This is a genomic window from uncultured Bacteroides sp. (assembly GCF_910578895.1).
Classification (GTDB): Bacteria; Bacteroidota; Bacteroidia; order Bacteroidales; family Bacteroidaceae; genus Bacteroides.
Map to the genome: position 1 here is coordinate 1 of NZ_CAJTSC010000074.1, position 12,660 is coordinate 12,660.

The window sequence follows — 12,660 nt, forward strand, 5'->3', positions numbered from 1 at the left end:
AACTCGCGACCCTAACCTTGGCAAGGTTATGCTCTACCAACTGAGCTATTTCCGCAGGTTTTTGGAGAACGGATGCAAAGATAAACAGATTCCCCGTTACAGCCAAACTTTTCAATGGAAAAAAGTTAACTAAGTAGGATGCACGATGTTAACTGAATTGCCGTTAAGAAGTTAACATCCTAAATGAAGGAAGTTAACATCGTACACCATAAGAAGTTAACTAACCGTAATTACAGCCCGAGCAATGCCTTTTCCGCCTGCATCATGGTCTCAAAATTAAAGCCGTCTATGACTTTCTCCATCAAACCGGAAATTTCATTGTTGCAAAGATTACCGATACTTCCCTCGTGCGTGTGATGCACCTCTTTAGTGTGGAAGAACTTGCCAGCCTCGATATCCAGCCCTACTTTCTTGTAAGCATCGCGGAAAGGCATGCCTTCACGCGCCAGACGATTTACCTCTTCCACGCTGAAAATAAGCAGATACTTATCATCATCAAGGATGTGCTCGTTCACTTTGATTTCGTTCATGATATAAGTGGTCATCCGCAAGCAGTCTTTCAACTCCTGAAAAGCAGGCAGGAACACTTCCTTGATAATCTGCAAATCGCGGAAATAACCGGAAGGCAGATTGTTTGCTATCATCATGATCTGCTGGGGCAGTGATTGCAACTTGTTGCACTTGGCGCGCGTCAGTTCGAACACATCCGGATTCTTCTTATGCGGCATAATACTGGAGCCGGTAGTACAATCGTCAGGCAATTTCACAAAACCGAAGTTCTGACTGTTGAACATGCAAGCATCGAACGCAAGTTTGGAAATCGTACCTGCAATACTTGCCAGAGCGAAAGCCACATTACGCTCCATCTTGCCGCGCCCCATTTGGGCATACACCACGTTATAGTTCAACGAATCGAAGCCCAACAACCGAGTGGTCATCGAACGGTTCAACGGAAAAGACGACCCATATCCGGCAGCAGAACCCAACGGATTGCGATTGCACATCTTAAAGGCGGCTTGCAAAAACAACATATCGTCTACCAAACTTTCGGCATAAGCACCGAACCACAATCCGAAAGATGATGGCATCGCAATCTGCAAGTGGGTATATCCCGGCATCAGCACATCTTTATAACGCTCGCTCTGCATGACAAGCACATGAAAAAGCTGCTCCACAGCTTCAGCTATATCTCTTATCTCGGCACGGGTAAAAAGTTTCAAATCCAGAAGTACCTGATCGTTACGCGAACGTCCGCTATGGATTTTCTTTCCCACATCGCCCAACTTACGGGTCAGCATCAACTCCACTTGCGAGTGGACATCCTCCACACCTTCTTCTATCACAAACTCTCCGTGCTCGGCAGCTGCGTATATATTTTTCAACTCCGCAAGCAACAGAGACAGTTCTTCTTTTTGCAGCAGACCGATACTTTCCAGCATCGTGATATGCGCCATAGAACCCAACACGTCGTGCTTTGCCAAATACAGGTCCATTTCACGGTCACGTCCCACCGTAAACCGCTCTATATCTTTATTTACCTGAGTGGACTTCTCCCAAAGTTTCTGAGCCATAATAAAGAGTTATAAGTCGAGATATAAATATATGAGTTTTAATATTGTATCATCGCCAACGCATCAGCCATTTTCTCCAATCCTTCCTGCAAAGGCTTCTGTACCATCGTTTTCATGAACGGATTCAACTCCATGCCGATGGTAAGTTTCATTTTACATTCCGTTTCCGTAAGAGGTACTATCTGTATCCACAAGTTGAACGGCAACGGCGAAGTGGTTGTGGCGAACTTGATACACTTACATGGTTCTTTCTCCACAATCTGCAATACGATTTTCCCTACCGGCGGCACTTCTATCGACAATGTTTCCGCATCAAAACTCAAATTCTTCACTTTATCCTGCGGCAAGCGGTCTTTTACCTTATCCAGATTGCTAAGATCTGAAAGCTTCTCATAAACAAGATTTTGTGAAGCCGGTATCACCTTTACCGAACTTTCAAATTTCGTCATAATCCAATAGTCTTTAAAAGACAAAAAGAACTATTCGGACAGTACGCCTATCCGAATGGCTCTTTCGTCATAATCTGTCATTATATAAAATAAGTCTTATTTTCCGGCTTCCCAATGTGCAGGATCTTTACGCCATTCATTCAGCGTTGCCACATCTTCCTTCTCAATATAACCTGTACGAAGAGCAACTTCCAGCACGGCTTCATAGTTGGTCAATGTCACCAAAGGAACCTTAGCATCCTTGAATGCTTTTTCGGCGATAGGAAATCCATAAGTATAGGCGGCAACCATACCGATTACCTCACATCCGTCACGACGGATAGCTTCAACGGCCTTCAAACTACTTCCACCGGTAGAAATCAAGTCTTCCACCACTACCACTTTCATGCCAGGACGAAGTTCGCCTTCTATCAAGTTCTCCAAACCGTGGTCTTTCGGAGTAGAGCGTACATATACAAATGGCAGGTTCAATGCATCAGCCACCAATGCTCCCTGAGGAATAGCCCCCGTGGCAACACCGGCAATGGCATCAACCTGACCGAAACGTTCCAGAATCAGACGTGTAATTTCCAATTTCACGAAATTACGGAGAGAAGGATACGAAAGGGTCTTACGGTTATCACAGTAAAACGGAGATTTCCATCCTGATGCCCAAGTAAACGGATTAGCGGGTTGTAGTTTAATCGCTTTAATCTTCAGCAACTTCTCTGCAAACAATCTTTCTAAAGTTTTCATAGCTAAACTAACTTATGATAAATATGCCGCAAAAATACGGAAAGCTAACGAAAATAAAAAAAAGAATACGGATAATTTTCATTCCAATCCGTCATTTTCGTCCGAAAGCGCAAGGCAACGACGAATATCTTTCATTTCGAATCCCCGGCTCAGGGCGAAACGCACCAACTTGTTGTTCAACTCGAACTCGTTTTCCGCATGAACGCTTTTACGTTTTGCCACCAACAAACCATTTAAAACGGCAAGGTATTCCTCTTCATCTATTTCATTCAAGTACCGGCAGTAAACCCTTTGCGGGATTTTCTTCAATTGAAGCGCCTGTCCGATTTTTATTTTCCCCCATTTGGCAAAACGATACTTATCGTGGATAAAGGCGCGGCAAAAGCGTTCTTCATCTATGTATTTCTCTTGTTCCAAACGGTCGATTATACGGTCTATGGCATCATAAGGAATGCTCCAACGCTGTAATTTCTCCGTCACCTCCGCACGGCAATGCTCCGCTATGGAACAATAAGCCGCCAAACGGTTCAAAGCATCTGTTTCTGTAATTTCTATCATCGTTCTGCGATTACAATTCGGTCATTTCCGGAAATATCTTTCAGGACCCGTAGATTGACATATCCCTGTCCACAAAGCATTGCTGCCGTAGCTTCCCCGTAAGCCCGGTTTATTTCAAAATAAAGCCTGCCACCGGGGACAAGCATGCCCCTACCCAATTCCGCAATTCGCCGGTAAAAAAGCAACGGGTCACTATCCGAAACAAACAGCGCAGAGAAAGGTTCCCAATCCAGCACATTACGCTCCATAGCCTGCTTCTCCGATTCTGTCACATAAGGCGGATTGCTGACTATCACATCATAATGTTCTTTGCCATCCGGCATATAAGCAAATACATCCTGCCGGAGAAAACGGACGTTCCCTCCGAGCCTGTCATTATTTTGCCGGGCGATAAGCAAGGCTTCTTCCGAAATGTCCCAAGCCGTCACTCCCGCATCAGGAAAAGCCTTAGAAAGAGAAACGGCAATACATCCGCTTCCCGTTCCTATGTCAAGGATATGCGCATCAGCAGGAATCTCCTTTATCATCATTTCCACCAATTCTTCTGTTTCCGGACGGGGAATCAGCACACCGGGAGCCACCAGATAGGAACGTTCCAGAAAACGGGCGCTCCCCTGTATATACTGTATCGGCTCAAATTTATGCAAACGGGCGAGAATGCCATCCAAATCCTGCTTCTCTTTTGGGGATAAAATTATATCTTTGCCCAAATAATAATCAACCGTAGTCTGCCCCAACATTTCACAGCAGACAATGCGGGATAAATTGGCAGCCTCTTGTGCAGAATAACGTTCCTGCAAGGCACACCGGATATAGGAGACGGGGATATTCATAACATTCGGCATTTCGGGTTGCAAAAATAGTGGAAGTTCAAGAGTTATACAAAGTATGGAAGAAGAAAAATACATGCGCCGCTGCATACAATTGGCTCAAAACGGATTATGCAATGCAGCTCCCAATCCCATGGTGGGTGCGGTAATCGTATGCGACGGAAAAATCATCGGTGAAGGATATCATGTACGTTGCGGCGAAGCACATGCCGAAGTCAACGCAATACGTTCCGTAAAAGACTCCACCCTGCTAAAGCGCTCTACAATTTATGTCAGCCTGGAGCCCTGTTCCCATTATGGAAAAACACCGCCCTGTGCCGACCTCATCATAGAGAAACAAATCCCCCGTATCGTAATAGGCTGCCAAGACCCTTTTGCCAAAGTTGCAGGACGGGGAATCCAAAAGCTGAAGGATGCCGGACGGGAAGTCATAGTCGGGGTACTGGAGCAGGAATGCAAAAACTTAATCCGGCGCTTTATCACATTCCATACCCTACATCGTCCATACATTACCCTGAAATGGGCGGAATCTGCCGATAAATACATTGACAAATGCCGTAAGGATGGAAAACCTGCCATTTTATCCAGTCCGCTGACTTCCATGCTCGTGCATAAAAAACGGACAGAGCATGGTGCCATCATGGTAGGCACACACACGGCACAGCTGGACAATCCCAGCCTGACAGTACGCAACTGGCACGGTCGGTCACCTGTACGGATAACGATAGACAGGCAGATGCGCCTCTCTCCTGCACTGCATTTATTCGATGGAAATTTCCGTACACTCCTGTTCACGGAGAAGCAACATCCGCCACAGCCCAACATTGAATACATCCCTATTGATTTCTCCCAAAATGCACTGCCGCAAATCATGAAATATTTATATACACAAGGGTTGCAATCATTATTGGTCGAAGGCGGAAGCGTCTTGCTGCAATCTTTTATCAATGCGGAATTGTGGGATGAAATTTTTGTTGAAGAAAGTCCTTTAATGCTGTTTTCAGGTGTTAAAGCACCTGAAATAGGTCATAAAGAGCCCTGTGTCAGCGAACAATATTTCGGTAGAAGTTTTCGACATTACACAGCCATGAGATTGGGCTAACAGCCTTATTCAAGGGCATTTTTATCAAAAAAGAGCGCTCTACTATCTATAATTTTATATAAAACTTGCCGACAAAGCTGTTTTATAGAAAAAAATGTTCCTATTTTTGCAACTTGTAAATAAACACTATCTATCAAATGAGAATAAAGTTTTTAACAATAATCGCAAGTTTTCTTTTTGTATCAATCGCTATAAGCTCGTGCCTCGATTCGGAAGAGACGATGGAACTAAGTTCCGATGCAACAGTATACGCTTTTGGCATTGATGCCGTGTACGGCAGATATTATAAATTCACGATAGACCAGCTAAACAGAGAAATCTACAACAAAGATTCATTGCCCATTGGAGCAGATACGATTATTGACCGTATCTTAATTGACACATTCACCGTAAGCGGCTGGATTACATCGAAAGATGAAATGAACATCAACGGTGATACGATATTCAACAAAGCGGATTCGGTAGACCTCCGAAAAGCAGTAAACACTAAAGGCGGAATGAAGTTTAAAGTACACGCACCGGATGGCGTTACGGTAAACGAATATTCTCTTGAAATCAGGCTGCACCGCCAAGACCCGGATTCTTTGGTATGGAACGAGCAAAGTACCGCCCTTCCCAAAATTGTTCCTACAAGCGGTCAGAAAGCGGTATTATTCAATAACGAATTATGGGTGTTCGCGCAGAACGAAGCATACAAAACATCTACCAAGCAAAATGACTATGGTTGGAAAACAGTAGCATACACAAACAATTCTTTCCCTGCCAATGCCCGATTAAATTCCCTTGTGGTTCTACACAAAGACAATGGGCAGAAGTTGTATATCGTTGCAGACAACACTGTTTACTCCTCTTTAGACGGAGCGCAATGGGACAAAGAGGTTAATCTTGGAAACAATGTCCAGGCATTGATAGCAAGTTTCCCGAATGTACTTACAGTTATCACCGTCAACGGTGTTTATACTACCGAGGACGATGGCACAAGCCCCAAAGAAGAAATGCCCAACGACCCCGATTTCCCGACCTCGGACCTGTATTCAGCCAATTTCACTGCCAACTATCAACCCCAAGTAATGGTAGTAGGCAATACCGGTAACGACCGGTTGAAACAAACCGTCCCCTGGGTTTCTGCCAATGGCAAAGAGTGGTTCTCATTGGCAAATACCAGTTCCTACGATGTATATTGCCCCAAATTCGCCAACCCCGTTTTAATGTACTACGGCAACAACTACTACATTTTCGGTAGCGAAGAAGATAAAAAGCTTGATGCCATATATACTTCCGTAGACGGTATATCCTGGCGCGAAACGAAACGGAAATTCCTGTTGGATGAAAAGATGACAGGGATATCCGCCCCCTACTCCATTGTGGTAGACAGCCCTTATATATGGGTAATCTTCGGCGGTGACGGAAAAACAAATGCAGTTTGGCGCGGACATCTAAACAGGCTGATGCCCGCACAAGCGCAATAACCTTATTATTTCGGTTTTCCTTATATAATTAAGGTGTAAAATAAAAATTAACCAAGACAAGAGATGTAAGTATAGAAAGATGCTAAATAAAGAAGAACTTGATTTAGGCCGAATTCCGCAACACGTGGCAATTATCATGGACGGCAACGGACGTTGGGCAAAGCAACGCAAGCAAGAACGTTGTTACGGACACCAAGCCGGTGCTGAGACCGTGCATATTATTGCAGAAGAAGCATCGAAATTAGGCATCAGATATCTGACATTGTATACGTTCTCCACCGAAAATTGGAACCGGCCTTCTGATGAGGTCGCTGCATTAATGACGCTTCTTTTTGATTCTATCGAAGAGGAGACATTCATGAAGAACAATATCCGTTTCCGGGTTATTGGAGATTTGACCAAGTTGCCCGCCAATGTACGGGAACGTTTGGAGACCTGCATAGCGCATACCTCAAACAACACTGGGATGTCTTTAGTATTGGCAATCAGTTACTCGGCCCGTTGGGAAATAACGGAAGCCACCCGTCAGATTGCAGCTTTAGTGCAAAAAGGCGAATTGACACCCGAACAGATAGACGATAACCTGCTATTCCGGCATCTTACCACCAACTTCATGCCCGACCCGGATTTATTGATACGTACGGGTGGAGAAGTTCGCCTAAGCAATTACCTGCTTTGGCAATGTGCTTACTCGGAATTGTATTTCTGCGACACCTACTGGCCGGACTTCCGTGTCGAGGAGCTTCGCAAAGCCATTTCAGATTATCAGAAACGTGAACGCAGGTTCGGGAAAACCAGTGAACAAATCAGTTAATCGAAAAACACAAATTATAAAATAGTAAATTGTAAAACAGTAAATAAAAAGATGCACTATCGTATTTTCTCCATACTCGTAACGTTTATCTGCCTCTTCAGCTGTGTACTTACCAGCGCGGCGCAGGACATCAACAACACCGATGAAACCGAAAAGCCTGTCATTCTTTATTCGGGTACACCTAAAAAGTATGAAATAGCGGACATAAAAGTGGTTGGAGCCAAGAATTATGAAGATTATGTAATCATCGGTTTATCCGGATTAACAAAAGGGCAGACAATTACCGTTCCCGGTGATGAAATAACGCAGGCTTGTAAACGTTATTGGCGTCATGGTCTGTTCTCTGATGTACAAATCACCGCAGACAAGATTGAGGGCGACAGGATTTGGCTTACAATTCACCTGACAATGCGTCCCCGCGTGTCTGACATCCGTTACCACGGTGTGAAGAAATCGGAACGTGAAGATTTGGAAGCCAGAGTGGGCCTGATAAAAGGAAACCAGGTCACTCCTAACCTGATAGACCGTGCCAAAACGCTTATCAAGCGTTATTTCGACGATAAGGGTTTCAAAAATGCCGATGTCATCATCACTCAAAAAGACGATCCGAATAATGCCAATCAAGTCTTGGTGGACATCAATATCGATAAAAAGGAAAAAGTAAAAGTACACCAGATTACAATTACCGGCAACGAAGCCATCACCACCAACAAGCTAAAACGTGTGATGAAGAAGACGAATGAAAAAGGCAAGCTACTCAACCTTTTCCGCACCAAAAAATTCGTTGAAGAGAATTTCGAAGCCGACAAGCAACTGATTATAGACAAGTACAACGAGTTGGGTTATCGTGATGCAATGATTGTCAAAGACAGCATCAAGCCATACGATGACCGTACTGTAGATATTTCCATGGAGATTGAAGAAGGACAGAAATACTATTTGCGTAATGTAACTTGGGTCGGCAATACCCTCTATCCTTCCGAGCAATTGAATTTCTTGCTCCGTATGAAAAAAGGTGACGTCTACAACCAAAAGTTATTGGAAGAACGTACCAGTACAGACGAAGATGCAATCGGTAACCTCTACTACAACAACGGTTACCTCTTCTACTCGCTCGACCCCGTAGAAGTAAATATCGTAGGCGACTCCATTGATTTGGAAATGCGTATTTTCGAAGGTCGCCAGGCTACCATCAACAAAGTCAGCATCAACGGCAACGACCGCTTGTATGAAAACGTAGTCCGCCGTGAACTTCGTACCCGTCCGGGACAACTGTTTAGCCGCGACGACTTGATGCGTTCCATGCGTGAAATCCAACAAATGGGACACTTCGACCCGGAACAAATCCAACCGGACATCCAGCCTAAACCGGAAGACGGCACGGTTGATATCGGTTACAACCTTGTTTCCAAAGCAAACGACCAGGTAGAATTCTCTGCCGGTTGGGGACAAACGGGTATTATCGGTAAATTGAGTTTGAAATTCACAAACTTCTCCGTTGCCAATCTCCTGCATCCGGGTGAGAACTATCGCGGTATCCTGCCGCAAGGTGACGGACAGACATTGACCATCAGCGGACAGACCAATGCCAAATACTACCAATCGTACAGTGTGTCATTCTACGACCCGTGGTTTGGCGGCAAGCGTCCGAATGCATTCTCCGTATCCGCATTCTACTCTCGTCAGACAGATATCAGCAGCCGCTACTACAACTCGGCATACATGAACAACTATTACAACAGTTATTATAGCGGCATGTACGGTTACGGCATGTACAATTACGGTAATTATAACAACTACGAAAACTACTACGACCCCGACAAGTCTATCCAGATGTGGGGATTGGCGGTAATGTTCGGTAAACGTCTGAAATGGCCGGATGACTACTTCCAATTCACGGCAGAGTTGTCCTACCAGCGTTATATCTTGAGCGATTGGCAATATTTCCCTGTTACCAACGGCAAGTGTAACAACCTGAGTCTGAACCTCACCTTGTCACGCAGTTCTATCGACAACCCCATTTATCCGCGCCAAGGTTCCGAGTTCTCACTGTCGGCACAATTGACGCCGCCCTACTCATTGTTCGACGGTACAGACTACAGCAAGTACAGTACCAGCAACCAGAACGACATGAACAAAATGCATAAATGGATAGAATACCACAAGTGGAAATTCAAATCAAAGATATACATCCCGTTGATGGATCCTATTAATGTAAAACGCACTCCGGTATTAATGGGACGCGTGGAATTCGGTTTGTTAGGACATTACAACAAGTATAAGAAATCTCCGTTCGAGACCTTCGATGTGGGTGGCGACGGTATGACGGGATATTCCAGCTATGCAACAGAAAGTGTTGCCCTCCGTGGATATGAAAACAGTTCTCTTACTCCTTATGGATACGAAGGCTACGCATATACACGTCTCGGTCTGGAATTAAGATATCCGTTGATGTTGGAAACAAGTACCAGCATTTATGCGTTGACTTTTGTTGAAGCCGGTAACGCTTGGCAAGATGTAAACAAATTCAATCCGTTTGATTTGAAACGTTCTGCCGGTATCGGTGTCCGCATCTTCCTTCCGATGATTGGTATGATGGGTATCGACTGGGCTTACGGTTTCGACAAAGTATTCGGAAGAAGTGATTACGGCGGTAGCCAATTCCACTTCATCTTAGGACAAGAGTTCTAATTTGTTTAACTAAAACCAGAACGTTATGAGAAAGAGTTTATTAATCATGTTTCTGCTGTTTGCCGCAGGCATAACAGCCAATGCACAAAAGTTCGCCCTGATCGACATGGAATACATCTTAAAGAATATCCCTGCCTACCAAAGTGCGACCGATGAGTTGAACCGGACTTCCAAACAATGGCAAAGCGAGGTCGAGAAATTGAGCATGCAAGCCAAGAACTTGTATGACAGTTATCAGGCGTCTATCAAAACCCTTTCCGAAGCGCAAAAATCGAAGAAAGAAGAAGAGATTGTTGCCAAAGAGAAATCTGCGGCAGAATTACGCCGCAAATACTTCGGTCCCGAAGGTGAGTTGTTCAAGAAACGCGAAGCATTGATGCAGCCCATCCAAGATGAAATCTACGAGACGGTAAAAGAGATTTCCACGCAGAAAGGTTATGCCGTAGTCGTAGACCGCGCATCCGCATCAAGCATCATCTTCGCTTCTCCAAGTATCGACATAAGCAATGAAGTGCTTACAAAATTAGGATATTCAAATTAATTTCATACATTTGCATCCTATACAAGGAATAATCATTCAAAATAAACAATAAACGTTATGCTTAAAAAAATCGCACTGCTCGTAGCAATGTTTGCTCTCCCTCTGGGAGCTATGGCGCAAACAAAATTCGCTCACATGAACTCTCAAGAAGTTATCATCACCATGCCGGAATACACAAAAGCTCAAGCCGACCTGGAAGCCATGTCCAAAGAGTACCAGACAGAAATGCAACGTACACAGGAAGAGTTCAACAAAAAGTATCAGGAATTCTTGGCTCAAGCCGACTCACTGCCGAAAAACATCGCAGAAAGACGTCAGAAAGAGTTGCAGGATATGGCACAACGCCAGGAACAATTCCAGCAAGAAGCTTATCAGTCTATGCAAAAGGCACAGCAAGATGCCATGGCTCCTATCTATAAAAAGCTGGATGATGCCATCCAAGCCGTAGGCAAGGCTGAAGGCGTAGTCTATATTTTCGACTTGGCACGTACTCCGATACCCTACGTAGGTGCACAGAGTGTAGACGTGACCGCAAAAGTTAAAACACAACTCGGCATCAAATAACACCGGTATTAAACAGACCGCATAATACCTCTAAACGAGGAAATCATCGAAAAGGTGTGTGTCAAAACTCCGACAGTCGTATCATTCTGTCAAGGTTTTGACACACACCTTTTCTTTCACATCCCTTCATCCTCCCATTCCACCCCAAACTCTTCGATATCAAGGCCACCACAATTGGGGCGACAAGTGCAATGAAAAAAGAAGCCGCATAAAAACAACTTACGAAATCAGTTCGCCGATTCGTAAAATCCTGTACAATCTGTGCCCCATCCTCACAATTTGCATTATCTTTGCCGTACACTATACTCTTAGCGTCAGAAAGATTGTATGAAACAGAAACTACCTTCCAGTCCCGGTCCTATCGGTGTATTCGATTCCGGATACGGCGGGCTCACCATCTTGAGTAAAATACGGGAAGCCTTGCCGGAATACGATTACATCTATCTGGGCGACAATGCCCGCGCCCCTTACGGGACACGTTCGTTCGAAGTTGTATACGAGTTCACCTTGCAGGCAGTCACCAAACTGTTCGAAATGGGTTGCCATCTTGTCATCCTTGCCTGTAATACGGCGTCCGCCAAAGCGTTGCGCAGCATACAGATAAACAACCTGCCGCATCTTGACCCGGCACGCCGCGTACTGGGCGTCATCCGTCCCACCGTGGAATGTATCGGCCATATAACCCGCAGCCGCCACGTCGGAGTTCTTGCCACGGGAGGCACCATCAAGTCCGAATCCTATCCGTTGGAGATACATAAACTTTTTCCCGACATCAAAGTCAGCGGAGAAGCCTGCCCCTTATGGGTATCGCTTGTAGAGAACAACGAGGCGCAAGGCGACGGCACGGATTACTTCATCCGCAAATACATAAACGAGCTCCTTGCCAAAGACCGGGAGATAGATACCGCCATCCTGGGTTGTACGCACTATCCGATACTGCTGCCCAAAATCCGGCAATACATGCCGGACGGCATCACCATAGTGTCGCAAGGCAAATTGGTAGCGGACAGCCTGAAAGATTATCTTCACCGCCATCCCGAAATAGACGCCAAATGTACCCAAGGCGGCAAATGCGCCTACTATACCACCGAAGCGGAAGAGAAATTCATCGAGTCCGCATCCGTCTTCCTGAACGAAGCGGTAACGGTGCAGCGCATTGAACTGTAAGCACAATTTGCCTGATACAGAACATTAAACCGGAGAAACTTGTTATATTTGTAAAACAAAGAGCCTGTTTACATTTTGTTCAGCATTATTTTGAGCGTTCTTTGCGAGGATGTTTTTCTATTTTCAGGAGGAGCATAGCGGGCTATGTGACGAATAAAAAGAGGAAAAC

Annotated in this window: 12 protein-coding genes; 7 read left to right on the forward strand and 5 right to left on the reverse strand. The window is 44.9% G+C overall.

Annotation, left to right across the window (positions count from 1 at the left end; translation table 11 throughout):
* Positions 1-230: 230 nt before the first annotated feature.
* The 5 genes from argH to prmC form a co-directional block, all read right to left on the reverse strand.
* Entirely contained in the window at positions 231-1,571 is a 1,341-nt protein-coding gene (gene argH / locus QZ327_RS13210; protein ID WP_294620032.1) for an argininosuccinate lyase, read from the reverse strand.
* Between the two features lie 38 nt (positions 1,572-1,609).
* Positions 1,610-2,020, reverse strand: coding sequence for an SRPBCC family protein (locus QZ327_RS13215; RefSeq protein ID WP_294620034.1), 411 nt, complete (start codon positions 2,018-2,020; stop codon positions 1,610-1,612).
* Between the two features lie 96 nt (positions 2,021-2,116).
* Entirely contained in the window at positions 2,117-2,755 is a 639-nt protein-coding gene (gene pyrE / locus QZ327_RS13220) for an orotate phosphoribosyltransferase (protein ID WP_294620035.1), read from the reverse strand.
* A gap of 78 nt (positions 2,756-2,833) precedes the next feature.
* On the reverse strand, positions 2,834-3,313 hold the full coding sequence (locus QZ327_RS13225; RefSeq protein WP_294620037.1) for a regulatory protein RecX: 480 nt from the start codon (positions 3,311-3,313) through the stop codon (positions 2,834-2,836).
* Positions 3,310-4,146, reverse strand: a complete 837-nt coding sequence (gene prmC, locus QZ327_RS13230; RefSeq protein WP_294620039.1) for a peptide chain release factor N(5)-glutamine methyltransferase — start codon at positions 4,144-4,146, stop codon at positions 3,310-3,312. The genes QZ327_RS13225 and prmC overlap by 4 nt, the downstream gene beginning before the upstream one ends.
* A 55-nt stretch (positions 4,147-4,201) precedes the next feature.
* On the opposite strand from prmC, the gene ribD reads away from it, so the two are divergent.
* From ribD to murI, 7 genes are all read left to right on the forward strand, one after another.
* Complete coding sequence (gene ribD / locus QZ327_RS13235; RefSeq protein ID WP_294620040.1) at positions 4,202-5,245, forward strand: bifunctional diaminohydroxyphosphoribosylaminopyrimidine deaminase/5-amino-6-(5-phosphoribosylamino)uracil reductase RibD; 1,044 nt, start codon at positions 4,202-4,204, stop codon at positions 5,243-5,245.
* A 137-nt stretch (positions 5,246-5,382) separates the two neighbouring features.
* Positions 5,383-6,714: a DUF6242 domain-containing protein gene (locus QZ327_RS13240; protein WP_294620042.1), complete on the forward strand. Its 1,332-nt coding sequence runs from the start codon at positions 5,383-5,385 to the stop codon at positions 6,712-6,714.
* Between the two features lie 79 nt (positions 6,715-6,793).
* The gene (locus QZ327_RS13245; protein ID WP_294620044.1) at positions 6,794-7,528 is read left to right on the forward strand and encodes an isoprenyl transferase; all 735 of its coding nucleotides are present in this window, start codon (positions 6,794-6,796) and stop codon (positions 7,526-7,528) included.
* Positions 7,529-7,579: 51 nt separating this feature from the next.
* Complete coding sequence (gene bamA, locus QZ327_RS13250) at positions 7,580-10,219, forward strand: outer membrane protein assembly factor BamA (protein WP_294620046.1); 2,640 nt, start codon at positions 7,580-7,582, stop codon at positions 10,217-10,219.
* Between the two features lie 25 nt (positions 10,220-10,244).
* On the forward strand, positions 10,245-10,760 hold the full coding sequence (locus QZ327_RS13255) for an OmpH family outer membrane protein (RefSeq protein ID WP_294620048.1): 516 nt from the start codon (positions 10,245-10,247) through the stop codon (positions 10,758-10,760).
* A gap of 57 nt (positions 10,761-10,817) precedes the next feature.
* Positions 10,818-11,324 carry an OmpH family outer membrane protein gene (locus tag QZ327_RS13260; protein WP_294620050.1) on the forward strand — a complete coding sequence of 169 codons (507 nt, stop codon included), beginning with the start codon at positions 10,818-10,820 and terminating at the stop codon, positions 11,322-11,324.
* Positions 11,325-11,651: 327 nt separating this feature from the next.
* On the forward strand, positions 11,652-12,491 hold the full coding sequence (gene murI / locus QZ327_RS13265; RefSeq protein WP_294620052.1) for a glutamate racemase: 840 nt from the start codon (positions 11,652-11,654) through the stop codon (positions 12,489-12,491).
* The last annotated feature ends 169 nt before the right edge of the window (positions 12,492-12,660 follow it).